The organism is Stenotrophomonas sp. 28608_Sma (assembly GCF_056486185.1).
Genome location: NZ_CM151308.1, coordinates 149526 through 173661, shown reverse-complemented (window position 1 = coordinate 173661; position 24136 = coordinate 149526). Strand labels below are relative to the sequence as shown.

The 24136-nt window shown below is 63.8% G+C and carries 24 protein-coding genes and 1 pseudogene; 14 read left to right on the top strand and 11 right to left on the bottom strand.

Translation table 11 applies throughout. The features are described 5' to 3' along the window. Nucleotides 1-2: 2 nt before the first annotated feature. Nucleotides 3-1304: a TniQ family protein gene (locus ACZLHH_RS00740; protein ID WP_080356541.1), complete on the top strand. Its 1302-nt coding sequence runs from the start codon at nt 3-5 to the stop codon at nt 1302-1304. A gap of 62 nt (nt 1305-1366) precedes the next feature. Here ACZLHH_RS00740 and ACZLHH_RS00735 read toward each other — a convergent pair. Further along, nucleotides 1367-1971: pseudogene (locus ACZLHH_RS00735) on the bottom strand (IS3 family transposase); the annotation flags it as partial. 578 nt (nt 1972-2549) lie between these two features. Here ACZLHH_RS00735 and ACZLHH_RS00730 point away from each other — a divergent pair. After that, nucleotides 2550-3461 carry an ATP-dependent nuclease gene (locus ACZLHH_RS00730; protein ID WP_478478752.1) on the top strand — a complete coding sequence of 304 codons (912 nt, stop codon included), beginning with the start codon at nt 2550-2552 and terminating at the stop codon, nt 3459-3461. A gap of 26 nt (nt 3462-3487) precedes the next feature. On the opposite strand, the gene ACZLHH_RS00725 is transcribed toward ACZLHH_RS00730, so the two are convergent. Continuing rightward, nucleotides 3488-4629 (bottom strand): IS3-like element ISStma9 family transposase gene (locus ACZLHH_RS00725; protein ID WP_087944428.1). Its coding sequence is split into 2 segments (ribosomal slippage): nt 3488-4392 and nt 4392-4629, totalling 1143 coding nucleotides; the frame shifts between segments, so codons are not numbered across the junction. On the opposite strand from ACZLHH_RS00725, the gene ACZLHH_RS00720 reads away from it, so the two are divergent. The 7 genes from ACZLHH_RS00720 (at nt 4519) to ACZLHH_RS00690 (ending at nt 12044) form a co-directional block, all read left to right on the top strand. Then, entirely contained in the window at nt 4519-5616 is a 1098-nt protein-coding gene (locus ACZLHH_RS00720) for an ATP-dependent nuclease (RefSeq protein WP_478478751.1), read from the top strand. The genes ACZLHH_RS00725 and ACZLHH_RS00720 overlap by 111 nt on opposite strands. Next, nucleotides 5613-7412 (top strand): UvrD-helicase domain-containing protein, encoded by a 1800-nt coding sequence (locus ACZLHH_RS00715; RefSeq protein WP_049462215.1) that lies wholly within the window; start codon nt 5613-5615, stop codon nt 7410-7412. The genes ACZLHH_RS00720 and ACZLHH_RS00715 overlap by 4 nt, the downstream gene beginning before the upstream one ends. A gap of 283 nt (nt 7413-7695) precedes the next feature. Beyond that, complete coding sequence (locus tag ACZLHH_RS00710; protein ID WP_180844576.1) at nt 7696-8646, top strand: DUF2268 domain-containing putative Zn-dependent protease; 951 nt, start codon at nt 7696-7698, stop codon at nt 8644-8646. Between the two features lie 210 nt (nt 8647-8856). Beyond that, nucleotides 8857-9129 (top strand): hypothetical protein, encoded by a 273-nt coding sequence (locus ACZLHH_RS00705; protein WP_012509703.1) that lies wholly within the window; start codon nt 8857-8859, stop codon nt 9127-9129. A gap of 156 nt (nt 9130-9285) precedes the next feature. After that, complete coding sequence (locus ACZLHH_RS00700; RefSeq protein WP_180844575.1) at nt 9286-9972, top strand: hypothetical protein; 687 nt, start codon at nt 9286-9288, stop codon at nt 9970-9972. 471 nt (nt 9973-10443) lie between these two features. Then, the gene (locus ACZLHH_RS00695) at nt 10444-10665 is read left to right on the top strand and encodes a helix-turn-helix domain-containing protein (protein WP_478478750.1); all 222 of its coding nucleotides are present in this window, start codon (nt 10444-10446) and stop codon (nt 10663-10665) included. Then, on the top strand, nt 10662-12044 hold the full coding sequence (locus ACZLHH_RS00690) for a HipA domain-containing protein (RefSeq protein ID WP_180844573.1): 1383 nt from the start codon (nt 10662-10664) through the stop codon (nt 12042-12044). Before ACZLHH_RS00695 ends, ACZLHH_RS00690 begins: the two co-directional genes overlap by 4 nt. A gap of 36 nt (nt 12045-12080) precedes the next feature. Here ACZLHH_RS00690 and ACZLHH_RS00685 read toward each other — a convergent pair whose 3' ends face one another. Then, nucleotides 12081-12746: an Ivy family c-type lysozyme inhibitor gene (locus tag ACZLHH_RS00685; RefSeq protein ID WP_180844572.1), complete on the bottom strand. Its 666-nt coding sequence runs from the start codon at nt 12744-12746 to the stop codon at nt 12081-12083. Nucleotides 12747-12861: 115 nt separating this feature from the next. Between ACZLHH_RS00685 and ACZLHH_RS00680 the strand changes: the two genes are divergently transcribed. After that, complete coding sequence (locus tag ACZLHH_RS00680) at nt 12862-13338, top strand: YybH family protein (protein ID WP_180844571.1); 477 nt, start codon at nt 12862-12864, stop codon at nt 13336-13338. 143 nt (nt 13339-13481) lie between these two features. On the opposite strand, the gene ACZLHH_RS00675 is transcribed toward ACZLHH_RS00680, so the two are convergent. From ACZLHH_RS00675 to ACZLHH_RS00655, 5 genes are all read right to left on the bottom strand, one after another. Then, nucleotides 13482-14507, bottom strand: a complete 1026-nt coding sequence (locus ACZLHH_RS00675) for an NAD(P)H-dependent glycerol-3-phosphate dehydrogenase (RefSeq protein WP_005407597.1) — start codon at nt 14505-14507, stop codon at nt 13482-13484. 20 nt (nt 14508-14527) lie between these two features. After that, nucleotides 14528-15046, bottom strand: a complete 519-nt coding sequence (gene secB / locus ACZLHH_RS00670) for a protein-export chaperone SecB (RefSeq protein ID WP_005407596.1) — start codon at nt 15044-15046, stop codon at nt 14528-14530. Between the two features lie 100 nt (nt 15047-15146). Then, nucleotides 15147-15584: a rhodanese-like domain-containing protein gene (locus ACZLHH_RS00665; protein WP_004134671.1), complete on the bottom strand. Its 438-nt coding sequence runs from the start codon at nt 15582-15584 to the stop codon at nt 15147-15149. Between the two features lie 57 nt (nt 15585-15641). Beyond that, entirely contained in the window at nt 15642-16067 is a 426-nt protein-coding gene (locus tag ACZLHH_RS00660; RefSeq protein ID WP_049423133.1) for a hypothetical protein, read from the bottom strand. A 32-nt stretch (nt 16068-16099) separates the two neighbouring features. Beyond that, the gene (locus ACZLHH_RS00655; protein WP_005407593.1) at nt 16100-16567 is read right to left on the bottom strand and encodes a YiiD C-terminal domain-containing protein; all 468 of its coding nucleotides are present in this window, start codon (nt 16565-16567) and stop codon (nt 16100-16102) included. A gap of 35 nt (nt 16568-16602) precedes the next feature. Here ACZLHH_RS00655 and ACZLHH_RS00650 point away from each other — a divergent pair, with 35 nt between their 5' ends. The 3 genes from ACZLHH_RS00650 to ACZLHH_RS00640 all read left to right on the top strand — a co-directional run bounded on the left by ACZLHH_RS00650 (nt 16603) and on the right by ACZLHH_RS00640 (nt 19796). After that, the gene (locus tag ACZLHH_RS00650) at nt 16603-17412 is read left to right on the top strand and encodes a uroporphyrinogen-III synthase (RefSeq protein ID WP_180844570.1); all 810 of its coding nucleotides are present in this window, start codon (nt 16603-16605) and stop codon (nt 17410-17412) included. Nucleotides 17413-17516: 104 nt separating this feature from the next. Continuing rightward, nucleotides 17517-18494, top strand: a complete 978-nt coding sequence (locus tag ACZLHH_RS00645; protein ID WP_478478749.1) for a uroporphyrinogen-III C-methyltransferase — start codon at nt 17517-17519, stop codon at nt 18492-18494. A gap of 6 nt (nt 18495-18500) precedes the next feature. Beyond that, on the top strand, nt 18501-19796 hold the full coding sequence (locus ACZLHH_RS00640; protein WP_180844568.1) for a heme biosynthesis HemY N-terminal domain-containing protein: 1296 nt from the start codon (nt 18501-18503) through the stop codon (nt 19794-19796). A 116-nt stretch (nt 19797-19912) separates the two neighbouring features. On the opposite strand, the gene ACZLHH_RS00635 is transcribed toward ACZLHH_RS00640, so the two are convergent. After that, a complete protein-coding gene (locus tag ACZLHH_RS00635) occupies nt 19913-21208 on the bottom strand; it encodes an acetyl-CoA C-acetyltransferase (RefSeq protein WP_478478748.1) in 1296 nt (431 codons plus the stop codon). Nucleotides 21209-21301: 93 nt separating this feature from the next. Between ACZLHH_RS00635 and ACZLHH_RS00630 the strand changes: the two genes are divergently transcribed. Next, nucleotides 21302-22189 carry a hypothetical protein gene (locus ACZLHH_RS00630; RefSeq protein ID WP_032130160.1) on the top strand — a complete coding sequence of 296 codons (888 nt, stop codon included), beginning with the start codon at nt 21302-21304 and terminating at the stop codon, nt 22187-22189. A 704-nt stretch (nt 22190-22893) separates the two neighbouring features. Here the strand turns inward: ACZLHH_RS00630 and ACZLHH_RS00625 are convergent. Both ACZLHH_RS00625 and ACZLHH_RS00620 read right to left on the bottom strand, forming a co-directional pair. After that, nucleotides 22894-23508 carry a superoxide dismutase family protein gene (locus tag ACZLHH_RS00625; RefSeq protein WP_180844565.1) on the bottom strand — a complete coding sequence of 205 codons (615 nt, stop codon included), beginning with the start codon at nt 23506-23508 and terminating at the stop codon, nt 22894-22896. A gap of 31 nt (nt 23509-23539) precedes the next feature. Next, nucleotides 23540-24109: a superoxide dismutase family protein gene (locus tag ACZLHH_RS00620; RefSeq protein ID WP_180844564.1), complete on the bottom strand. Its 570-nt coding sequence runs from the start codon at nt 24107-24109 to the stop codon at nt 23540-23542. Nucleotides 24110-24136 lie beyond the last annotated feature (27 nt).

Below are 24136 nucleotides of genomic sequence, written 5' to 3'. Positions count from 1 at the left end.
AAATGACTACGGCACACATGCGGTATCGGTGGACAGCACTGCCGCCAATTGCACCGATCGACGGAGCCACCGCCCAGACTGAGTCACTTGGAGGGTACTTCCAGAGGATGTGCGAAACGACCGGGTTTACAAAGACACACCTCGCAGGAGTGCTTGACAAAGTTGCGGGTCAGCCAAGAAATGGACTGAGTGAGCGAAATAGCTTCGTGGGACCAGGGCAGGTGAGCCTTAACCGCGCGCGCGCGCTAGAGCAGCTGACTAACCAACGCCTGGTCGGCTGCACGCTCTCGCCTTTCATTAATGTCCTGCAGATGCGGGATGGCGGCCTTGCTGGCATCAATCGCCGCTGGTGTCCTGAGTGCCTGCTGGAGGCTGGCGAGAGTAACGGTCTAAGTGAGAGGCTCATCTGGAACTTCCTTCACTACTCGCATTGCTCCTTGCACTCAGTCAGAATCATTGATCGCTGCCAAGAATGCGGCAACAGTCAACAGTTGCGAAGGGGCAACGCGGCCTCGTGCGCCTATTGCGGTTGCAGCCTAGCGCGCGCAACCACGCACGAGAGGCCGAGCGCACTTCAGTCCTGGGCCAACGCCTCGATCGAGGACGTCGTACGCTGGACCGCAACCAACCCTGATGTGGTTATTCCTGCGGAGAACTATCAACGTTTCTTTGATGGGCTCCTTCAAGATGGGACATTGGATAGGCTGAAGATCGTTCATAACAGGTTCTGGAGGGATGCAATTCGCTTCAGACGAACTACTACCACTTTCAGAACGCTACTCAACCTATCCGCCATCAAATCTGTTGACATTATCGGAATTTTGACCGAACCAGTTCCGGCCTCATCGACTTCATTGTTTCCAAGCCATGAGGTGGACGGTGAGATCGCCTTTGATCTAGAGGACTGGGGGGCTCAGGCGAGGAAATTCGAAGTCGTGCTCCACGCGCTCTGCAAGGCCAATACGCGTGTCTTCCCTAGCCAGCAGTTCCTTAGCTTATTGTTGGTTTCTAAACGAAAAAGTTCTATCCACCGTGCGCCGTCATTCAGCGTCTACCTAGATCTTCAGAGGCAACCTGGCCAGGACCTTCTTGCGGGTCGGAACATGGCGAGCAGAATTATGGCCCTGTCCATGACCCTGCTTAAGAGCGGCATGCGCGAGCGGGGCGTAGCAAGTGAAGTTCTGAAGAGATTCGCCATTTCGGCAGAGATCGCTAGAGAGTGCGCCCGGACCGCAGTTGTTATTACAAAGGCCATGCGCTCTCCGGCCTTCCGAGCTTCCGGTGATCCCTTCCCGTGCCGCTGAAGAAGGCCAGAAGAAGACATCACTTCCCTGCGCAGCCGAGCGGGTTGTTCAACCGCGGGGTTCTACCCCGATATCACGGACGGTTCTAAAAGAGCTGCAACCTTCTGGTCCTGCCTGGCGACCCTTCGTCGCATCCTTGGGTTATGGCGTCGCTCTATGTAGTCAAACGCATCCGCTCGTGCTGCATACTTTGTGGCGCAGTTCGTTCGATAGATCCGCTCACGCTTGAGTGGCCCAAAGAGGGCTTCGCAGGCCGCGTTGTCGCCACAATGACCCACAGCGCTCATCGAGCAGATCAGCCCGTTAGCCGCTAGATGCCCTTGGTAGTCGGGCTGCGGAACTGGCTGCCTCAACCCGAATGCAGGATTACCTCATCGCTTCCTTGACGCTGCCACACCGCCATCTGCACAGCCCGGGTCACCATCTGGCGATCCTGTCGATCGTGTATTGACCAGCCCACGATGCGCTGGTCGTACAGATGCAGCTTGCCCTGTCGGGTCTTGATCTCGGTAATATCTGTCACCCACTCGGTTTCCGGCTCCAGCGCGAGAAAATCGCGTTCAAGCAGTTTGACCACGCCCGGCGCTGTCATGGCCGGAGTTGCGCACCGCCCGCGACGCTTGCGCTGGGGCCAGCCCTGCAGGCCGTCGGCGGCCATCAGGCGCGCATCCGTCAGTCATGAGAGCGTGGCCTGAATGACAGGCTTTGAAATTCCGAGAACACTGCAAATTCGATTGGTGGCCACAGCCCAGTTTCCAGATATGAGAAGTTGATTGACTCAGGGCAGCCGATGGGCAGCACCGCTGGAAGAGAAGGCTACGCCAGGCCGTTCCCGAAAGAATTGGCGATCCGGGGACATCAGTGTTACGAATTGCAATAACAAACTGTTGTCCTTCATGAGGGCCGTCGCCAATCAAACTCCGCCACCATGTACAAGCGCCATCACTGCATTGACCGAATAGGGCCTGCCACTTCATCGCGCGTCGGTGCGCTGAAAGGCACTGCTACCAGACGTACCCCCCTGCCTTCGCTTGGGGGACGGATCCGACGTCGCCCCTTACTTGCCTGAGGGGCCGGGGAACCAAAAGGCGATGCGCGTACGAGTGTTGCCGGAACGTCCAATTCCCCTGATTTGATTAGAATCTGCCCAGGTAGATAGGGGCTGTCAGCCGGCCATCGTCGTGCTGCAGCTAGGGACAGGAGGCGGCTACGCCGCCATGAGCACAAGGAGACATCAGGGTGTACTTGGCAGAGCTGTCTATCTCGAACTTCCGCAAGATCAACAACGCAGTACTGCACTTCCAAAGTGGACTGAACGTTCTGGTTGGTGCGAATAACGCGGGCAAGACCGCCATTGTCGATGCGTTGAGGTCTCTCCTTGCCGGGCACGATGAACCGTACCCGCGGTTGGACTCGGACGATATTCATCGGCCGAAGACAGGATCGCCTAGCGGCAACATCGTGTTCAAGTACATCTTCCGAGGGTTGAGCCCCGATGATGAAGCTGACTTCATGACTGCCCTGAAACCTGCCAAGGACGGGCAGATGGAGGCGCATATCACCATCAGCTTCTCCGAGGCGGATAAGACGGGGCGACTTAGAGCGAAGCGCTGGTGCGGAGACCATGATGATGTCGGCTTGACAACGGACATGATGGAGAACCTTCGTGGCGTCTATCTACAGCCCCTGCGCGATGCTTCTCAGGCTCTTAGACCCGGCCGCACAAGCCAGCTGTCCCGACTGTTTCAGCTGCTCGTTGATGACGATGGCAAGATCGAGATCAATAAGGCACTGAAGCTGCTGGATGATGAGCTCAAGACGAAAGCGCCGATTGTGAGCACCCATAAGGCGATAACCACTCGCCATTCCGAGATGTTGGGGCCACAGCTGTCCCAGCTGCTCGAGCTGGGGGTTAGCGTCAGCGATTTCCAACGCCTGGCTTCGCGTCTCTCCCTTACCGTTGATCTGTTCGAGCTTGAGCAAAACGGGCTCGGATTCAACAATCTGATCTTCATGGCGGTCGTTCTCAGCGAGCTGACCAAGAACCCGCAAGCCAGCTATCGAGGCCTGATCATTGAGGAGCCCGAGGCACATCTGCATCCCCAATTGCAGGCTGTGCTCCTGGGATACTTTGAGACCATCAAGGCAGTGGACTGAATCGCCCAGGGTTTTCTAGACAGTCGTCAGCCGTTTAGTGCGTACTGCTTCTCGAACTCTACCGGGGACAGCCCGTCGTTGGAACTGTGCCGCCGTTTTGGGTTGTAGAACATCTCGATGTACTGGAAGACGTCGGCCCGTGCCTCGTCGTGATTGCTGTAGATCCTCCGCTTAATACGCTCCCGCTTCAGTAGCTGGAAGAAGCTCTCCATCGCTGCGTTGTCATGGCAGTTTCCTCGTCGACTCATGCTGCACACGATGTCGTGCTCGCGCAGGAAGCTCTGCCAGTCTTCGCTGGTGAACTGGGTTCCCTGGTCGGAGTGAAGCAGAAGCCCGGGGCTTGGCTTGCGCCGCCACACTGCAGCCAATAGCGCCTGCAAAACCAGGTCCGTATGTTGAGTTGGTCGGGTTGCCCATCCAACGACCTGACGCGAAAACAGATCAAGCACTACCGCCAAGTACAGGAAGCCGTCGTACGTGCGGATGTAGGTGATGTCCGTGACCCACGCGCGATTTGGCTCACTGACTTTGAAGCCGCGAGCCAGAACGTTCTTGGCGACTGATCCAACAGGGCCGCTCAATGGGCGTGGTCGCCGACCGTAGCCGACCATTGCCCGCAGCCCCTCGCTCTTCATCAAGCGTGCCACGCGATGACGACTACACGTCTCGCCAAGCTCGCGCAGATCTGTGGTCACTTTGCGGTGGCCATACACAGAGCCGCTTTCCAGCCAGCTGTGCTTGATTAGGCCGAGCAACCGCTGATCGTCCTTGTCGCGAGCGCTTGCCGGCTCTTTTAGCCAGGCGTAGTAGCCACTGCGATGGACGCCAAGCATCCGACACATCGCCGCGAGGCCGAACTCATCTGCGTGTTGCTTCATGAAGGCGTACTTTGCTCTTACCCCTTTGCAAAGTACGCGGCGGCTTTTTTTAGGATGTCTCGCTCTTCAGTGACCCTGCGTAGCTCAGCCTTGAGGCGGCGCACTTCCGCGTTCTGGTCCTGCTCGACACGCCGGCCAACATCGCCTTTGCCTTGTTGCCGCTTCCAGCCGTAAAGACTATGGATCGACACGCCCAGTCGCTCGGCAACCTCCGCTACCGGACGGCCGTACTCAACGATCTGTCGGACCGCCTCGATCTTGAACTCATCGGTGTACCGCTTCGTGCTCATAACCACCTCCGCCTAAGCCATAGTTTATGGCTGCGAGGTGTCTACGGAACCCTGGGCGATTCAGACAAAGAGAAGCCTGTCCAGCTGTTCGTTACCAGCCACTCACCCAACTTTGCCAGCATCGCCAACCTCGACAGTCTCACCTGTCTTGTCGACACCGGAATCAGGGTGGAGACTTTTTTTCCCCGAGACATCAAGTTTTCTGTCGGAAAGCGTGAGAAGCTTGAGCGCTATTTGGACGTCACTCGGGCTGAGCTCTTCTTTGCACGCCGCGCAATCCTGGTCGAGGGCGCTGCGGAATTGGTCCTTGTCAGTGTGCTCGCCGAGAAGTGCGGTCGCGATCTACGTAAGCATGGGGTAAGCCTCATCAGCGTTGAAGGCCTCAACTTCGACTCATTCATTCCACTGTTCGGCGAGAAGGCGCTGAAGATTCCTGTTTCCGTGCTTACGGATGCAGACCCAACAGGTCCGAGTGAAGAGGATGAAGAGGAAGAGGGCGATGGCAGCGCAGAAGCGGACGACCATGCGCCGGAAGATGGGACCTCTAGTGGAAAGAAGAAGGCGGCTCCTGTCTACCCTTCGATCGGCGACAAGGTGCAGGTGTCCGCCAATACCTTGAGTATGCTCAAGTTCGAGGATTCATATCTCAAGATCTTCCATGGGCTAAAGACGCTTGAGTATGACTTGGCCTTGTACGCCAGCAATCGCAAGATCATGCTTGCGGCGCTTAAGGAGCTACACCCGAAGATCTCTGCGAACCTGGAGAAGAAGGTAGACGCCGCTACGGGAGATGCAGAGAAGGCTCGCGTACTGTTCAGCGGAATGTTCGAGCGGAAGAACGGAAACGTCCAGAAGGGGCGCTTTGCACAAGCTTTGGCGTACCTGATCGCCAAGGCGAAAAAGGAAGAATTCACTGTTCCGGAGTACATCCAGTCTGCAGTCGAACACGCTTGTCAGCTTGGCCCGAAGAAGGCTGAAGACGAATGAGCACGGATACTACTCCTTCAGCTGAACAGCGTGAGATCATCACGGCACCATTGCATCCGATGTCGGTCATCGCTTGCGCGGGAAGTGGGAAGACCTTCACGGCTGTACGCAGGCTGGCCCACATACGTCAATGCCTCGGTGATCACCGGGGCCGGGTTGCGCTCCTGTCCTTCTCGAACATCGCCGTGGAGACCTTCAGGCGCGAGTACCAGGCACTCGCAATGGGATCGCTCAAGATCCCGTCCCACCAGCGTGTCGAGATCGACACATTGGACGGGTTCATTACGACAAATATTCTGCGACCCCACGCCCATCGGACGATGGGGTGTACCACGACCCCGTTCTTGCTATCAGGGAGCGAGTCATTCCTTTTAGGAAAGGACTATCGCTTCTGGGTGGAATCGCCGAGAACCGATAACTACCCAGTGCCCCAAGGGCATATCCATCGCGTTGTCATAGGCCCTTCTGGGGCTGAAACGGGCTTTTTCTATCAGAACTCCGGCATGCTGGCGAGGATCAACAATGGCCCAAAGGTTGCCGCAGCCTTGGGAAAACTGGGGGCTTACACCCATGAGCTGGCCCGCTACTGGGTCGACCTTACCCTCCGCGAACAACCCGAGATCCTCCGAGTCCTTGCGCGTCGCTATCCCCATATCCTCATTGATGAAGCCCAGGATATCGGCATCCTGCACCAGGTGATCATTGAGAGGCTCAGCCAAGCAGGCTCTCAGATTTCCCTTATTGGGGATCCCAATCAAGGCATCTACGAGTTCATGGGCGCGACCGGCTCGTTCCTGTCCAGCTACCACAGCAAACCCGGTGTTTCTGCGGCCGCCCTGACGAGGAACTATCGGTCCGTACCGGCCGTACTCGATCTCGCCAACGCAATCTCGGCGCGCACGGACGATCCGGATAGGACAGCGCCACCTACGCTCCACGGGGCCTACTTCGTTCCGTACACGACTGCCGATACGAAAAAGGTCGTGGCGGCCTTCCAGGCAACACTGGTCTCCGCTGGGTTGGACCCAGCACGCTCCGCCGTGCTCTGCCGCGCACGCAAGTGGGCCAACGAGCTGGCTGGGCATGGGGGTGCGCCTGGCGTGGGAACGACCAAGATCCTTGCCCAGGCAGCGATGGCGCGCGATATCCACTCCGACTACTCAACAGCATTCAGACTCGTGGCAACTGCCATCATGGGTTTGATCGACAACGCGCCCAAGGGCATCGTTGCTCGCCTGACTCAGCCTGTCAGGTACCCAGAGGAACGAGCACTTCGTCGTGTCATCTGGGCTTTTACGCGAGATCCGGTCTCGGGCCTGCCCAGCGCGGCGCTGCCCGCTATTAGCGATTGGCAGCCGGCAATGTTGCAACGTGTAAGGGTCCTGATGACCAATCTGAGCACAGCCCACGGTCTCAACCATACATCGTCCACGCTCGGTGCTCGGCTCTCGAAGAGGAGTTTGCCCGGCTCACCGCTAATGAGCCCGCCTGACCTAGGTGCCGATCAGCCCTTGCGGGTCAGAATCAGTACCGTGCATCAGGTCAAGGGCGAAAGCCTGGATGCCGTCCTCTACATGGCAACGAAACCGCATGTATCTGCACTGCTAGGCGGAGGTTCCACCGAGGACGGGCGAATCGGGTACGTGGCTGTGACCCGGGCAAGGGATCTGCTGTGGTTGGCTGTCCCTGTAACAGCTTTGAAGAGCCTTCGTGCCGATCTCCATGCAAAGGGCTTCAAGGACGCAACCGCTACGGCTGCAGCCCCAACGGCCGGACAGGGCAACGGTTCCCCCTGAATGGGCGCATTGGATAGCAACCCAACGCGGCACTGGAATCAACGTCAGCGCAGGAGATGAAGCTGAATGGGAGCAAGCATAGGTTTTCGCTAGATCGGACTTGAATACGTTTCCCTTGATGGAACTGGGTTCCTGCCGGTCAGCGGGGAGACTATGAGTGCTTGGCAACCATAGTTGCGCCAATGGATGCAGGAAATTTGCTCAACCTATGGTTGCGGATGGCGACAAACCTTTGGTTGCCCGTCTACTGTCGGCTTCTTACGCGCATCACGCTCGATGCTTGATGCGGGCACTGATCCTGATCGCCTCGCCGATCGCGCTGCTGCAGGCACAGGCGGCTGAGCGTGTCGGTCCTGCCGGGCACATCGTCGTACAGACAGACGATGTCACGCGCTTCTTCAAGGTGCTGGACGCCAACCATGGGCGCCCAAGCGCCGATGATCTGCAGCACGGCTATCTGGATGCGGGTACGGATGCCCTGCGCAGCTTCACCGACAGCCGTATCGGCTCGATGGAGCGGCTGGCCAGGGCCATCCAGGACAAGCCGGCATTGTTTGCGAAAGCGAGAACCTGCGCGGCCGCATTGCCATCGATCCGCACGCGCGTCGCCGCTGCCGTCGATCAGCTCGGCGCCCTGTTGCCATCTGCGCGCTTTCCTCCGGTCACCGTACTGGTGGGCCGCGGCAACAGTGGTGGCGTTACCACCGAAGCAGGTGTGGTCATCGGACTGGAAGCGCTGTGCAATGCCGACTGGATGCAGGCCGATGCAAGCGACCGCTTCGTGCACCTGATCGCCCATGAGTACGTGCACGTGCAACAGCCCGGCGCGCGCGTTGATGTCGAGCAGCCCAACCTGCTCTATCAGACGCTGCTGGAAGGCGGCGCCGAATACGTGGCCGAACGGATCTCCGGGCAACCGGCCAACGCGCATCTGCAGCGTTGGGCGCAGGGTCGCGAGTGTGCGTTGGAGCGCGCGTTCCTGCAGGACAGCATGGGTACCGATCTTTCGAGGTGGCTGTACAACGGCCCCGGCGACGATACGCGCCGCGGAGATCTCGGCTACTGGATCGGCTACCGCATCGCCCACGCCTATGTTGCGCGCGCGCCCGACACGCCCAACGCCATCGCCGAACTGCTGGATGTCCAGCCTGGAAACGCTGCAGCGCTGCTGGAAGCAAGTGGATGGCAGCCTGCGTGTGGAGCAGGCGAAAGCACACAGACGCACATGCCGTGATGCCGGCTTCATGCAGGTGAATGGGTGATATTGAACAGGCACAAGGCGATACGCCGGTGCAGATCAGCTCGCTTGATCCCGCTTGTTAAGGTTCGTTGATTTACAGGCCTTCACAGCCCATCCACGTACTCAAATTCCAGCTGAAAGCGCTTGGTAGCGCCGGGAACAAACGCCGCTATATTCCAGCTTCCCCAGACGAAGGAGGGAGTGATGAAACTGACCTCGCAACACATGAAGATGGCCCGTGCACTCAGCGTGGCGCTCATCGCCACCGTGAGCCTTGGCGCTTGCGCCTCTTACAAGAACGAGTTTGCAACGATCAACTCGCGTCTCGATCAGCTCGATGTAAAGGTGCAGGGCGCCGCCCAGAGTGCCGAGTCCGCCAACCAGTCGGCGCAGCAGGCCAACCAGCGTCTGGACCAGATCGAAGGTCGCGTGCAGCAGCTTGAAAGGGCACCAGCGGGCCGCAAGCCGCGCGGCTGATCGCTCCCTCACCGTTTGAACTGATCCACCTCTGTATCGGGAACCAGTGGCCTTCGCCGGCCACTGGCATCCTTCCACCAAGATTGCACTGCAAGGAGCCGTCCCATTCGTACCTCCTCCTCCCCTGCGCGCCGCGCCCTCCATGCCGCACTGGCCATGGCACTGGCCGTTGCGTGCAGCGGCGTAGCCAACGCCAGGGACAAGGACGCACCTGCACCCCCGCTCGCCGCAGTCGATGAACTGCCCGCTGACCAGAGCGTGTCCGAGACGGTGATCGAACTGGCCGGCTGGGTAGTCGCCAGCAAGGACAACCAGGGTTATCCGTTCGCGATAATGGACAAGGCGGCTGCGCAGGTACTGGTCTTCGGTGGAGACGGCAAGCTGCGCGGTGCCGCACCGGCGCTGTTCGGTTCGGCCATCGGCGATCACTCCGCACCCGGCGTTGCCAAGCTCGCGCTGAGTGCGATTCCAGGCCATGACCGCACTACCCCGGCGGGCCGTTTCATTGGTGGCTATGGCCCCTCCGACGATGCCGGTCGCGTGCTGTGGGTGGACTACGATTCCGCCGTGTCGATGCACCCGCTGCCGCCAGGCACTCCGAAAGAGAAGCGCGCCGAACGGCTGGCATCACCTTCGCCGGACGACAACCGCGTTACGCACGGCTGCATCAACGTCACGCCTGCGTTCTACGAGCAGATCGTGCAATCCACGTTCGAGAAGGGCGGCGTGTTCTACATCCTTCCGGACAAGGATTCGATCGCGAAGACGTTCCCGGAGTTCGCGCAGAGCCGGGGCGATGCAAAGGACGAAGACGAGAAGGGCGCGCGGCGCGCGAGCAAGTAACAGACGCTTTGCCTGCGGCCATGGCTGGTTGTGGCCGGGGTGCGGCCAGGCCTGTTGACGTTGCGAGCCTGCGCTGCAGGCAGAGGTTCCCGGGCACGCGCCTGGCAGGCCCCACCTGGACCCCACTCATCGCGGACGTCCCACCCTCGTGGCGCTGCCCATATGGACCGGATGAGGCATCGCGCTCCCACGACGTCAAAGAATCCTTGAGTTCATGAGGATTTTTTGGGGGCTGGACGCCTTTGCAGATAAATCCTTATTTCAATGAGGATTTTCTTGCATCCAGCTCTTTTGCCAAGAAATCCTCAAGACCGAAAGGATTCTAAGGAATCCTGGGCTTTGCGCGAAGAATCCTCACTGCAGTGAGGATTATATGGTATAGACGATGGGTCGAATCCAGAGCGTCAGGCTCTGCTGGGGGAGTTCCCATTGAAGATCAGGCTTGAGAAGGCTGAGGCCTTGGGACCACTGGTGAGAGCCGCCCGCAAGCGTCAGGGACTGCGCCAGGATGCAACCGCCGAAGGCATCGGGGTCAGCGAAAATTTCCTGGCCAAAGTCGAACGCGGCGGTACCACGGTGCAATGGGGCAAGTTGTTCACCGTGCTTGACGAGCTGGGGCTGCATGTCGAAATCGACGTGCCGGACGAAGCAATGGCCCTGCTGGCCAAACGTGCCAACGGGAAGGTGCCATGAGCGCCCCCCGTATCGATCTCAAGGACGTCATTACAACGACCGTCCTGTCTGGACTGCACTATCCGCTTCCACCACGCGAACTGCAGGTCAGCATCGACGAAGCGCCGGTGGGCCGCCTGACCGAAGCAGCAAACCTGTGGCGCTTCACCTATGCGCCGGAGTGGCTCGGCAGCGCACATCGGTTTCCACTGGCGCCTGCGTTGCCACTGCAAGACACCGCCATCCTCGATGGCTCCAGCCAACGCCCCGTGCAGTGGTACTTCGACAATCTGCTGCCGGAAGAGCAGCAACGCACGCTGATGGCAACCGATGCCAGGGTGGATGGCGCGGACGCGTTCGCATTGCTGGCCGCCTATGGCGCGGAATCGGCAGGCTCGTTGACGCTGCTGCCTCCAGGCCAGCGCCTGCCACCCGGCGGCAGAAAACCACTGCCCGATGCGGAACTCTCCACGCGTATCCAAGGCCTGCCACGCACGTCGCTTGCGGCGGGTGCCGCCAAGCGCATGTCACTGGCAGGTGCCCAGCACAAGCTGGCAATCATCGAGACAGGGGGAGAACTCTACCAACCTCTGGGCGCCGAGCCCTCGACCCACATCCTCAAGCCTGACAGCACCAGCAGCAGTTATCCCCACAGCGTGGCCAACGAGTGGTTCGTGATGCGCCTTGCACAGCGCATGGGGCTGCAGGTGCCGAAGATCGAGCGCCGCTACGTACCGGAGCCGGTCTTCATCATCGAGCGCTTTGATCGCGAAATCACCGCCGATGCCATCCATCGCCGTCATGCCATCGACGCCTGCCAGCTGCTCAACCTCGACCGGCAGTTCAAGTACACGCTCGGCAGCATCGACACCCTGAAGGTCATCGTCGAGCAATGCAGAAGCAAGCTCAAGACGCGCGTCCGCCTGTTCGACTGGTTGATCTTCAATGTACTCACCGGCAACAACGATGCGCACCTGAAGAACCTGAGCTTCCTGGTCGACAGCAGGGGCATCGAACTGGCCCCCCACTACGACCTGCTGTCCACCGCATGTTACGAGACCCGCGCGTATGCCGACGAGGGCGCACGTTGGCCAGAACGCTCGGAACTGTCGTGGCCCATTCTCGGTGTCGCGCGCTTCCACGACCTTCGTTTCGAGCATCTGGTTTCTGCCGGTGAAGCCCTGGGCCTGGGAAGACCAGCCGCCACCCGGCAGCTGCGCCATCAGATCGACCGCATCGCAGGCGAAGCCCAGGCGCTTTACGCGCTGGTGCTGCAGGAAAACCAGCAATGGTCGACCCGTTTCGACATCGGCCCAACCCTGGAAGGCGAAGTGCATTTCCTGAGAACACTGGTCCACGTGATCATCGCCGACATGGTGAGGCAGCTTTCACCGGCATGATGCGGCCGCCGGAACATCATCCGGCGTCACCACCGATTACTCGCAGGACTCGCCTTCTTCCTTCAGCATCGCTTTGTCCACCGGCTGCTCGCGCTCGATCAGCGCGCGCTGCTCGTCGCTGGGTTCACCCAGCCACCAGATTCTGCAGCGCGCGGTAAGACGGCCGACCATCTTCGACTGATCGGGCGAGTACAGCATCGCCAGCGCGGTGCCGGGGCAGTCGTGGGCCTGGCAGGCGGTGTAGAACCACCATGGCTCGCCCTGCAGCACCATCAGTTCGCCAGGCCCGCTGGGCCCGCTCAACAGGCGTTCGCGCAGCGACGGAATCTCCTTGTCAGCAGATTCGGCCGCGGCTGTGTTCTTCATCAGGGCGTTGAACGCGGCCAGCACCTTCGGGTCCTTGCGGCCGCAGTCGTCCACGGTGTTGCCGCCCACCAGGGTGAAGAAATGCGTCGCCAGCGGGTTGTCCGCACAGGTGAGTTCTCCGCCGGCGCTCGGGTCTTCCGGTTCGCCTTCGTTGTCCCACACCGCTGGATCCACACCGTCTTCGATGGACGGCGCCTGCTCGACCACCGTTGCCGTGGCCGCAGGTGCTTCGGTGGTTGGTGCCGGTGCGGCCGGTGCTGCATCCGGCGCTGGTGCCTGTCCGCAGGCGGCCAGCAGTGCGACCGTCAGTGCCATCCCTGTGATTCGAATCTTCATTCCGTGTCCTTGTCTGATCTGCGGTGCATGCCGCCGCGCGGGCGCCTGCGTGATTCTAACCAGCAGCGCGCTAGGATGCGTTCGCACGTTCCCGTCATCGCCTGGAGCCGAACGCATGCACCGCACACGACTCGCCGTGATTTTCTGCAGTGCCCTGCTGCTGGCATCGCCGGCCATCGCCCACGATGCTGAAGGCGCGAAGCCCGCACAGCCTCTTCCTGATGCGGCCCTGCCCGCGACGCTGGATCGCGTACTGCGCGACTACGAGCAGGCGTGGCGCACGGGCGATGCCAAGGCACTGGCTGCGCTGTTCGCCGAGGATGGTTTTGTGCTGCAGAGCAACCAGCTACCGGTGCGCGGGCGCAGCGCGATCGAAGCCGCATATGCCGGCCAGGGCGGCAGCCCGTTGCGGCTGCGTGCGTTGGCGTACGCGGTGGAGGGGAACGTCGGCTACATCATCGGTGCCTACACCTACGGCAACAACGTGGGGGACACCGGCAAGTTCACGCTGACGCTGAAGCGCGTGGGCGACGGGCCGTGGTTGATCTTCTCGGACATGGACAACGGCAACGCACCGCCGCGGGCGCGGTGAGGTTTTCCGCCGGGCATGGCCCGGCGCTACCGGACGCCAACCAAGGTTGGCAGCTACCAGAAGCAGGTTCCGGAGTAGATCCACGCCATGCGTGGATGGGGCGCGCACAAAAAAACCCCGGCACGTAGCCGGGGTTTTTCGATTCACTTGAACAGCGTATCCGGATATTCCGGTTTCTGTTCCCGCGCCAGCAGCGCGCGCAGGCCTTCCTCAGGCGTCTGCTCGCCGTGCAGCACGGCACGCACGCGGTCGGAGATCGGCAGGTCGATGCCATGACGGCGTGCCTGTCGCATCACTTCATCGGCGGTCTGCACCGACTCGACCACCTGGCCGATTTCGCGCACGGCATCCTGCAGCGTCTGTCCACGGCCCAGGGCCAGGCCCAGGCGGCGGTTGCGCGACAGGTCGCCGGTGCAGGTCAGCACCAGATCGCCCAGGCCCGCCAGGCCCATCAGCGTTTCCGGCTTGGCGCCGATCGCCGCGGCCAGGCGCAGCATCTCGTTGAGGCCACGGGTGATCAGGCCGGCACGGGCGTTGAGGCCCAGCTGCATGCCGTCGGCCACACCGGTAGCCACGGCCAGCACGTTCTTCATCGCGCCGCCCAGCTCGGCACCGACCATGTCGTCGCCGGTGTAGGCGCGGAACGCCGGGCCATGCATCGCCTCGGCCACCGTCTGCGCGAACTCGGGCACGTCGCCGTGCACGGTGATCGCGGTCGGCAGGCCCTGGGTCACTTCCTTGGCGAACGACGGACCGGTGACGACGGCCAGCGGCACGTCCTCACCCAGCACTTCGCGCGCCACTTCATGCAGGAAGCGGCCCGAACCAGGTTCGAAGCCCTTGGTGGCCCAGGCCACGCCGGCACCGGCCGGACGCAGCGGCGCCAGCGCACGCACGGTTTCACCGAAGGCATGCGACGGGGTGACCACCAGGATCCAGGCGGCGCCCTCCACTGCCGACGCCAGGTCGGTGGTGGCACGCAGGCTGTCCGGCAGCGGGATGCCCGGCAGGTAGCGCGGGTTCTCGTGGCGCTGGTCGATGGCCTCGACCACGGCAGCGTCGCGCCCCCACAGCACGGTCGGGTGACCGTGCCGTGCGAGCAGGCTGGCCAGCGCGGTTCCCCAGGAACCGGCGCCAAGCACGGCGATCTTGTCAGCGGTAGTGCTCATCCGTGACGTCGCGGCAGGAATCAGGCGTTGCCAGCCGGCTCGGAGTCAGCCAGCGACGGTGCGTCGCCCTGCTCCTGGCGCTGGCGCAGGGTTTCTGCGTACAGGCCTTCGAAGTTGATCGGCTGCAGGAAGAACGGCGGGAAGCCGCCGGCCTGGATCAGGTCGCTGATCAGCTGACGCACGTACGGGAACAGGATGTTCGGGCACTGGGTGCCGAGCAGCACGTCGATCGACTGCGGGTCCAGGCCGACCAGGCCGAACACGCCGGCCTGCTTCACTTCGGCCACGTAGGCGGTGCGCTCACCGGCCTGGCAGGTCAGGGTCACGGCCAGCACGACTTCGAAGGCGTTCTCGCCCAGGCGCTGCACCTGCTGGTTCAGGTTGAGCTGCAGTTCCGGCTGCACCTGGTCATTGAAGATGGTCGGAGCGTTCGGCGACTCGAAGGAGACGTCCTTGACGTAGATCTTCTCGACGGTGAAAGCAGGGCCGGTAGCGGCATCGACCGGCGCAGCGGCGCCGTTGGTGATCTCTTCGGACATTTCCAGTAACTCCAGGTGAATGCAATGAAAACGATGGTCGAACTACTGCGATGGGGGCGGGATCAGGCCCATACAAGGCCGGATCCGCCACCTGCGACAATCAGTTGCGGCCCTTGACCAGCGGCAGCTCGGCCTGCTGCCAGGCGGGAATGCCGCCGTCGAGCACGTAGACCTTTTCGAAGCCGGCCTTCTTCAGCGCCTTGGCGGCGGTTTCCGAGGCGTTGCCGCTGCGGCACACCAGCACCACCGGCGACTGCTTGGCGTTGGCCACCAGCTTGTTGTCCGGGCCGAAGGCACTGGCCTGGGCATTGCGGCTGCCGGCAATGTGGCCCTTCTCGAAGTCACCGCTGGCCGACAGGTCGACCACCACCGTGCCACCCGCGTTGATCAGCTGGGTCAGTTCGGCGGGCTTGATGCCCTTGAAGCCCCGGAACAGGCGGCGGATCTCGGTGACGATGATGGCCACGGTCAGGCCGACCAGGGCCGCAGACAGCATCGGGTTTCGGCCTGCAAAGGCCAGCAACTCTTCGTAATTCACTCAGGTCACGGGTCGATTAAGCGGGCGCCGATTGTCGCACAAGCCGGACGCGGCCCGTCACTGCCCCTTCCACAGGTCCGGCAGGCCGGCGGTCTGCCACCAGCGCTTGGCCTCGGCATCCCAGCGCCAGCGCTCGACCACCACAACGGTGCGTTCGGCCTGGGTGTTCTGGTTGATCACCCCGATTTCGACCCGGCGCTCGACCAGGCCCCCGTCCAGCGCGGCGCTGCTGCGCTCGCGGTAGGACGACACGCGCAGCTGCGCGTAGCGGTTGAGCTCGAACTCGGTGGGCGGCTTTTCCTTGCGCAGCTTGGGGTCCAGATAGCCGATGGCATCGTCCATGCTGCCCCAGCGGATGGTGGCGCCGTAGGCGATCTGGGTCTCTTCCAGCAGCTTGCGCTGCTTGCGGCTCAGGTCGTCGGCCGAAGCCACGGCGCTGGCCAGCAGCAGGGAACACATCAGGAACTGGATGAGGCGGCGCATCGGTGGTTTCCCCAGAACGTCAGCCTGCCATCCTACCCTTTGGCGAAGGCAACGAAGCGACCGCTGAACTCGGCGGCGGGCTTGCCATCGGCACCGGGCTGGGTGGCGATGATGCTGATGCGGGCCTTGCGGCGCTGGCGGAAGGTGTTCAGGAAGGCATCCCAGCCAGTGGCCTCGGCCGCTTCGGCATGGGCGTGCAGGTCTTCGTAGACCGGTGCCAGGTAGCGCAGGTTGCTGTCGGCCACGTAGACCTCGGCATCGTGGCCGGCCAGGCGCAGGCGCAGGCTGACCAGCGCCCAGCCGGACAGGGTCAGCACCGAGGCCAGGCTGCCACCGAAGGCGTTGCCCTTGTCGTTGACGTTGGCGGCCAGCGGCGCGGTGATGCGCAGCACGCCATCGGCATAGCCGTCGAGCTGGATCTGCATGGCGCGGACTGCCGGCATGCAGTCAAGCACGTCCTGCAGGGCGGCCAGCGAGGAAGTCAGAGCATCAACGGACATCGGAGCAGGGACCACGACAACGAAGGGCCCGCATAATGCAGGCAATGGCCGACCATACGATACCCACTGGCGCCGCCGGTTCCGAACCGGGCTGGACCTTCATTTCGCTGCGACCGCAGGGCCAGAATTCCGCGCTGCGCCGCGCCGTTGCTGGGCTGGGCGGGCATGTGCTGGCCCTGCCACCCTGGCGCCTGCAGCGCCTGAACGGCACGCCAGTGGTGCACCAGCTGCAACGCGCGCTGAACTGCGATCGGGTGGTGTTCACCAGCCCGGCCGCCGTTACCGCAGCCGCCACCCTGTTGCCACTGGCCGAGGCACAACGCAGCCCGTGGCTGACCGTGGGCGAAGGCACCGCGCGCGCGCTGCGGGCGCAGGGCGTCGCCGAGGTGCATGCGCCGCAGCGGATGGACAGCGAGGGCCTGCTGGCGCTGCCGGTACTGGCGGACGTACGCGGCCTGCGCATCGGACTGGTGACCGCCCCCGGCGGACGCGGCCTGATTGCTGCGCAACTGCAGGCGGCCGGCGCCAGCATCGAGCGCGCCGATGTCTATCAGCGTCGCCTGCTGCGCCTGTCGCCACGCACGCTGGCTCGATTGGCGCATTCAGCGTATCCGTGGGTGCTGGCGGTCAGCAGTGGTGAGGCGTTGCTGCATTTCTGGCAGCAGCTTCCGCCGGCATTGCAGCAACGCTGTCAGGCACATGCCACCGCCGTCGTGGCCAGCGAACGGCTGGGCGAACAGGCGCACGCATTGGGGCTGCAGCGCGTGGTGCGCGCGGCCGGGCCCACCACCGCGCAGCTGGTGGCGGCTGCACACGCCACGCTCACCGTCCCGGCAGCGAACTGAACAGGGACGTGGGTCACGCTTGCCGCTGTGGTCGGCAACAGTGATGCTGTGCACAACGCGGCCTGCCGGAACCTGACCGGCGACGGTGCCGACAAGGAAGCCCCATGAACGAGACTCCGCCCGTTTCCCCGCCCCGTCGACCCGTGCGCTGGCTGCTGCCGCTGGCCGGGGTGGTCGTGCTTGTCGTGGGCGGCTATGCCGGCTGGTACGTCTGGCAGCAGCAACAGCACGAACAGGCAGCGCAGGCGCACACCACGGCCGTACAGCTGCAGGGCCTGCAGGCGACGCTGGATGCATTGCGCCGCGACCAGCGCGCAACCAGCCAGCGCCTGCAGGATGCGGCGACCACCAACCGCGTGCTGCGCGACGAGATGCTGGGCCTTTCCCAGCGCAGTGCGCTGCTGGAAGAGAACCTGGCCAAGCTGGCCGACAGCGCCAACCAGGGCCGTCAGGCGGTACAGCGCGATGAGGCCGAACTGCTGCTGACCCAGGCGGCGCAACGCCTGAACTACGCCGACGACGTGGAAGGCGCACGCCGCCTGTATGCACAGGCCGCCACCGCGCTGGCCGATCTGCCCGACAGCGACGGCCTGAACCTGCGCCAGGCACTGGTACAGGAACGCGATGCACTGGATGCGCTGGGCACCGGCCCGCGCGTGCAATCGCTGCAACGCCTGGATGCCCTGGCCAAGGCCCTGCAGGGCCTGCCCTCGCAGGTGACGGGTGGCACCGCGCCCGGCGCCGGCAAGCCCTGGTGGCAGGCCACGCTGGCTCCGTTCGTGGATATCACCCCGAGCCGCCAGAATGGCCCGCTGACCGCCGCCGAACGCCGCAATGCCGACGATGCGCTGCAGCTGGAACTGACCCTGGCGCGTGCCGCAATCGAACGTGGCGACCGCACCGGTCGCGATACCGCGTTGGCGCGCGTGGAACACTGGGCACAGCGGCGTTGGCCGGATTCACCGGCCCTGCGCGCGCAACGTGCTGAACTGAAGGCCTTGCGCGAGCTTCCGCTGCAGGCCAGCAACAGCGTTCTTGGCAGCACCCTGCAGCAACTGCGCACCCAGACCGACCGGAGGTAATCCCCCATGAAACCCCTGCAATCCCTGGTCGTGCTGTTGCTGGCCGTGGCCATCGGCGTGGTGGCCGCGCAATGGCTCGGCGCCGATGACCTCAACCGCTTCGGCGAAGTGACCCTGCGCTACGGCGGCTACGACTACCACAGCAACCTGCCCAAGGTGGCACTGCTGTCGGTGATCGCGGTGCTGGTGCTGTGGCTGCTGTGGAGCCTGATCGCTGCACCGTTCCGCGCCTGGGGCCGCTACCGCCGCAAGCAGGGCCGGGTGCGCCTGATCGACGGCCTGCAGGCCTATGAGCACGGCCAGTGGCAGCGCGCGGAAAAGCTGCTGGATGGTGCCGCCAAGGATCCGGAAGTGAGCGCGGTGGCGCTGGCCAATGCCGTGCGCAGTGCGCAGGCACGTGCCGACGGCCCCGCCGGTGAAGCCCTGCTGCAGCGCCTGGGCGAGAGCGATGCCACCCTGCAGGCGCTTCTACGCGCCGAACAGCTGCTGGCGCGCGATCTGCCGGTGGATGCGATCAACGCGTTGGATGTGGCGACGATCCAGCCGCTGCCGCCGCGCGGCCTGTGGCTGCGTACCGAAGCGCTGGCACAGGCCGGCCGCGCCCACGAGGCGTATGGCCAGCTGGGTGCACTGCGCCAGAGCAAGGTGCTGCCGGCCGACGCCAACAGCGAACTGGAAGCACGCCTGGCCGCACAGGCGCTGCTGGAAGCAGCCGACGTCAATGCGCTGGCCGCGCAGTGGGAAGCCACGCCGAAGGCGCTGCGGCCAACCCCGGACGTGGTGGGTGCGTATGCCAGCCGTGCGGTTGCATTGAACTGGGACGAACCGGCGCTGCTGGCGTTGGAACAGGCACTGGACCAGCGTTGGGATGACGAACTGGTGGCGCTGTATGGCCGCCTGCCGGCCGAGCGCCTGGCCACGCGTCAGGCCAACCTCGCGCGCTGGCGCAACGTGCACGACAGCTCGGCTGCGCTGCGCCTGGCACAGGGCCGCGTGGCCCTGGCCCAGCAGCAGTGGGATGCCGCCGATGCGTTCCTGCACGAGGCCATCGCCGCGGGCGCCGGTGCCCCGGCGTGGGAGGCACTGGGTGAGCTGTTCGCACAGCGTGGCGAGCACGCGCTGGCCGCGCAGTGCCTGGCCAATGCGCTGCGACTGCAGCGTGGCGAGGACAGCGTGGAACTGGTGCGCGGCACCGAAGCGCCGCTGCGTGCCACGGTGGAGGAGCAGCCGGTTACGGTGCAGCCGCCGGTGTATGAGGCCAACGAAGAGCGCGACGAATTCGGCAATCCACGGTTGCCGTGAAGCGTGCCGACCAACGGTCGGCACCCACCGGAGCAGAAAAACGCCGCCCATTGGGCGGCGTTTTCATCTGTGGAACCCGGTAGTCGCCAACCTTGGTTGGCGCGCGGTCGCAACGATCAGCGTTCGACGATCGCCACTACGCCCATGCCGCCGGCGGTGCAGATCGACACCAGCGCGCGGCCACCGCCGCGTTCGGCCAGCTGCTTGGCGGCGGTGGCGATGACGCGTGCGCCAGTCGCCGCGAACGGGTGGCCGGTGGCCAGCGACGAGCCCAGCAGGTTGATCTTGTCCGGGTCGATGCGACCCAGCGGTGCATCCAGGCCCAGGCGATTGCGGCAGTAATCCTCGCTCTCCCACGCACGCAGGGTGCACAGCACCTGCGCGGCAAAAGCTTCGTGGATCTCGTAGATGTCGAAGTCCTGCAGGGTCAGGCCGTTGCGCTTGAGCATCTCCGGCACGGCCACGGTCGGCGCCATCAGCAGGCCTTCGCCATGCACGAAGTCCACCGCCGAGACGTGCGCGTCACGCAGATAGGCCTGCGGCTCATGGCCGTTGGCACGCGCCCACTCTTCGCTGGCCAGCAGCACGGCGGCGGCGCCGTCGGTCAGCGGCGTGGAGTTGGCGGCGGTGAGCGTGCCGCGGCCGGAGACCTTGTCGAATGCCGGCTTCAGCGTGGCCAGCTTCTCCAGCGAAGTATCAGGGCGCAGGATGTTGTCACGCTCGACACCACGGAACGGTGCGATCAGGTCGTTGAAGAAACCGCGCTCATAGGCAGCAGCCAGCTTCTTGTGCGACGACACCGCCCACTCGTCCTGCGAGTCACGCGAGATGTTCCATTCCTTGGCCATGTCCTCGCAGTGGTCACCCATGCTCTTGCCGGTGCGCGGCTCGGCCACGCCCGGGAACTCGGGCTTGAGCTCGGAGAACTTGAAGCCAGCGGTCAGCGCGCGGATCTTGTCGCCAGTGCTCTTGGCACGGTTGGCGGCCAGCAGGCGCGCGCGCAGCTTCTTGCCGTAGACGATCGGCACGTCGGAGGTGGTATCCGAACCGCCACCGATACCCGATTCGATCTGGCCCAGCGCGATCTTGTTGGCAACCGTGATGATGCTGTCCAGCGAGGTGCCGCAGGCACGCTGCAGGGTGATGCCCGGGGTCAACGGCGACAGGCCGGAGGACAGCGTGGCTTCGCGGCCCAGGTTCCAATCGCTGGAGTGCTTGATCACCGCACCCATCGCCACTTCACCCAGCTGCTGGCCATGCAGGCCGAAACGTTCAACCAGCGCGCCCAGCGTACGGACCGACATGCCGAGGTTGCCGACATCCGAATACGCGGTGTTCTGGCGGCAGAACGGAATGCGGACGCCACCGAGGATGGCGACGGGACGAGCGTTGGGCATGGAGATACCTAGCATGGATGAGGGTGTCTGCAACATGGCCTGCACGACGGAGCAGGCATAATGGAGCCAAGTGTAGCTGCCGCCCTGTGATGGGCCAACCGTGGAACCATGAGCAAACCCGACCCCGCGATGAATGCCCTTGGCGTGCTGGCCCTGGAACTGGCCGGCGGCGAAATCCCCCGCCAGGCGGTGCTCAGCGCCGAACAGGCCGGTGAACTGGCCGATCGCGTCGGCCGCGACCTGTCCAAGCTGGTGCCGCAGGTGGCCGAGCTGGACCTGGTGTTCGCCGCCGCCCATTTCGACCCGGCCGAAGTGCTGCGCCCGGGCTGGCCGATCCACCGCCGCCTGGAAGAACTGCAGATGCGCGCACCGGGCCGCAACCAGGGGCCGCGCCTGCTGGCGTTCGGTACCGACGCCACTGGTGATGTGCCGCTGCCGTTCCAGGCCGATGCCAGCCTGGTGGGCGGTGGCCTGCGCGTGGTGCCGTTCCTGCTGACCGGCAGCGACGTGGCGACGACCAATGCAGTGGCCGAGGCGCTGGAAGACACGCTGCTGGCCAACGGCATGGCGCATGCCGATACCGCGTTGATGGCGCAGAACACCTTCGGTGCCCGCATCGAGCATGCGCGCTATTTCACCGTGAATGATCTGGCCGCGATGATGTCGATGCAGTACGACAACCAGGGCCTGGCCGCGCTGTGGCCGCTGATCGAGACCGCGATCATGGCGCCGGGCGAGGACGAGTGGCTCAATGCCGCGCCCGAGCCGCTGCTGCGCTATACCCATGGCGAGGCACGCATGGCGCTGTTCGATCCGGCCGGCTGGTGCGCGCACTACAACCACGGCAAGAACGACTGCGACCGCCTGAAGGGCATCTACGAGCAGTTCCTGATGCGCCAGCGGCAGATGGCCGCGGTGCTGGAAGCGCACGGCGTGCCGGTGCTGTTCGTGCACTGCGAGGCCGGTCAGGACGCGCGCGAACTGCTGGCGCGCTGACCCGGGTGGCCTGTTGGTAGTGCCGGCCGCTGGCCGGCAACCTCCGGATCTGCGATTGCCGGCCAGCGGCCGTCACTACCGATAAAGAAAAACGCCGGCTTGCGCCGGCGTTCTCCATTTCCAGCAGAATGGCCGCGGTGCTGTTCGTGCACTGCGAGGCCGGTCAGGACGCGCGCGAACTGCTGGCGCGCTGATGCGGGTGGCCTGATGGTAGTGCCGGCCGCTGGCCGGCAACCTCCGGATCTGCGATTGCCGGCCAGCGGCCGGCACTACCGATAAAGAAAAACGCCGGCTTGCGCCGGCGTTTTCCATTTCCAGCAAAATGGCCGCGGTGCTGTTCGTGCACTGCGAAGCCGGTCAGGACGCGCGCGAACTGCTGGCGCGCTGATCCGGGTGGCCTGATGGTAGTGCCGGCCGCTGGCCGGCGACCTCCGGATCTGCGATTGCCGGCCAGCGGCCGGCACTACCGATAAAGAAAAACGCCGGCTTGCGCCGGCGTTCTCCATTTCCAGCAGTATGGCCGCGGTGCTGTTCGTGCACTGCGAGGCCGGTCAGGACGCGCGCGAATTGCGGGCGCGCTGATGCGGGTGGCCTGTTGGTAGTGCCGGCCGCTGGCCGGCAACCTCCGGATCTGCGATTGCCGGCCAGCGGCCGGCACTACCGATAAAGAAAAACGCCGGCTTGCGCCGGCGTTTTCTGATGACTTACTGCGCCTTCTGGATCACCGCACACGCCAGGCGCGCACCGGCGTTGCCGGTCGGCTGGGTCTTGTAGTCATCCGCATCGGCGTGGACGATCAGGCCGCGGCCGATGATGTCGAAGTCATCGCCCTTGCCGATGTTGACGTTGCTCGACACCGGGCCGTCGATGGTGGCCACGCCCTTGTCGTCGGCCTTGATGTTGGGCATGTCGCCACCGTGGTGCGGATCGGCGGACACGCTGCCGTGATCCTGCTTGCCCGGGTTGAAGTGGCCGCCGGCGCTCATGCCGTCCGGCGCGCTGCAGTCGCCCTTCTCGTGGATGTGGAAGCCGTGCTCGCTGCCCGGCTTCAGGCCGCTGATCTGGCCGGTCACGTGGACCTTGCCGTCAACCACCTTGAAGGTGACGCTGCCCTTGGTCTCGTTGCCCTGGGTCGGCGCCAGCTCGGCCGTGGCCGAGGCATCGGCAGCCGGTGCAGGTGCTGCGGCCGGTTCGGCGGTGGCGCCGTCGGCCGGAGCGGCCGGCGCGGTTTCAGCCTGCGACGCGGCCGGTTGCTGGTTGCAGGCCGCCAGGCCCAGTGCAGCAATGGCTGCGAACAGCGAAGTGTGGATCAAACGCATGGAATCTCTCCCTGGATGATGCCTGCAGTGATCAGCGGACAACCCGGATCACGCCACAGGCGATGCGGACGCCGGCATTGCCGGCGGGCTGGCTGCGATAGTCGTCGGCGTTGGCATGCACGACCAGTGCACGTCCGGCGATATCGGTGGCGGCGCCTCCGCCAAGGGTAACGCCCTTGAGGTGGATATCGACGTTGGCGCGGCCCTGGGCGTCGGCACGCAGATTGTCCATGTCGCCCAGGTGGTGCTTGCCGGTGCCGGCGCGGCCATGCGTAGCGCCACCGGGATTGAAGTGATTGCCAGCACTGCTGGCATCCACCGCGCTGCAGTCACCGCGCTCGTGGATGTGGAAACCGGCCTGCTGCATCGGCTGCAGGCCACCGATCAGCCCGGTGATGTGGATGCCACCGGGCTCCACCATCAGCGCGATGCGGCCACTGACGATGCTGGCCGAGGCCGGCGACAGATTGGCCTCGGCCTGCTTGGCGGCGCTGACCACGGTCGGCGGTGGCGGGATGGGTTCGGCCTTCTTCGGCGCACTGCCACAGGCAGACAGCAGCGCGGCGGCGGACAACGGCAGGATGGCAAAGGACAGACGCATCGAAGACTCCTTGCAGGTGACACTACG

Bases quoted from the DNA above. Each gene is read 5' to 3' on its own strand.
- ACZLHH_RS00740 (WP_080356541.1), top strand. From the start codon at position 3: ATGACTACGGCACACATGCGGTATCGGTGGACAGCACTGCCGCCAATT.
- ACZLHH_RS00720 (WP_478478751.1), top strand. From the start codon at position 4,519: ATGGATCGACACGCCCAGTCGCTCGGCAACCTCCGCTACCGGACGGCC.
- ACZLHH_RS00715 (WP_049462215.1), top strand. From the start codon at position 5,613: ATGAGCACGGATACTACTCCTTCAGCTGAACAGCGTGAGATCATCACG.
- ACZLHH_RS00710 (WP_180844576.1), top strand. From the start codon at position 7,696: ATGCGGGCACTGATCCTGATCGCCTCGCCGATCGCGCTGCTGCAGGCA.
- ACZLHH_RS00705 (WP_012509703.1), top strand. From the start codon at position 8,857: ATGAAACTGACCTCGCAACACATGAAGATGGCCCGTGCACTCAGCGTG.
- ACZLHH_RS00700 (WP_180844575.1), top strand. From the start codon at position 9,286: ATGGCACTGGCCGTTGCGTGCAGCGGCGTAGCCAACGCCAGGGACAAG.
- ACZLHH_RS00690 (WP_180844573.1), top strand. From the start codon at position 10,662: ATGAGCGCCCCCCGTATCGATCTCAAGGACGTCATTACAACGACCGTC.
- ACZLHH_RS00685 (WP_180844572.1), bottom strand. From the start codon at position 12,746: ATGAAGATTCGAATCACAGGGATGGCACTGACGGTCGCACTGCTGGCC.
- ACZLHH_RS00680 (WP_180844571.1), top strand. From the start codon at position 12,862: ATGCACCGCACACGACTCGCCGTGATTTTCTGCAGTGCCCTGCTGCTG.
- ACZLHH_RS00675 (WP_005407597.1), bottom strand. From the start codon at position 14,507: ATGAGCACTACCGCTGACAAGATCGCCGTGCTTGGCGCCGGTTCCTGG.
- secB (WP_005407596.1), bottom strand. From the start codon at position 15,046: ATGTCCGAAGAGATCACCAACGGCGCCGCTGCGCCGGTCGATGCCGCT.
- ACZLHH_RS00660 (WP_049423133.1), bottom strand. From the start codon at position 16,067: ATGCGCCGCCTCATCCAGTTCCTGATGTGTTCCCTGCTGCTGGCCAGC.
- ACZLHH_RS00655 (WP_005407593.1), bottom strand. From the start codon at position 16,567: ATGTCCGTTGATGCTCTGACTTCCTCGCTGGCCGCCCTGCAGGACGTG.
- ACZLHH_RS00650 (WP_180844570.1), top strand. From the start codon at position 16,603: ATGCAGGCAATGGCCGACCATACGATACCCACTGGCGCCGCCGGTTCC.
- ACZLHH_RS00645 (WP_478478749.1), top strand. From the start codon at position 17,517: ATGAACGAGACTCCGCCCGTTTCCCCGCCCCGTCGACCCGTGCGCTGG.
- ACZLHH_RS00640 (WP_180844568.1), top strand. From the start codon at position 18,501: ATGAAACCCCTGCAATCCCTGGTCGTGCTGTTGCTGGCCGTGGCCATC.
- ACZLHH_RS00635 (WP_478478748.1), bottom strand. From the start codon at position 21,208: ATGCTAGGTATCTCCATGCCCAACGCTCGTCCCGTCGCCATCCTCGGT.
- ACZLHH_RS00630 (WP_032130160.1), top strand. From the start codon at position 21,302: ATGAGCAAACCCGACCCCGCGATGAATGCCCTTGGCGTGCTGGCCCTG.
- ACZLHH_RS00625 (WP_180844565.1), bottom strand. From the start codon at position 23,508: ATGCGTTTGATCCACACTTCGCTGTTCGCAGCCATTGCTGCACTGGGC.
- ACZLHH_RS00620 (WP_180844564.1), bottom strand. From the start codon at position 24,109: ATGCGTCTGTCCTTTGCCATCCTGCCGTTGTCCGCCGCCGCGCTGCTG.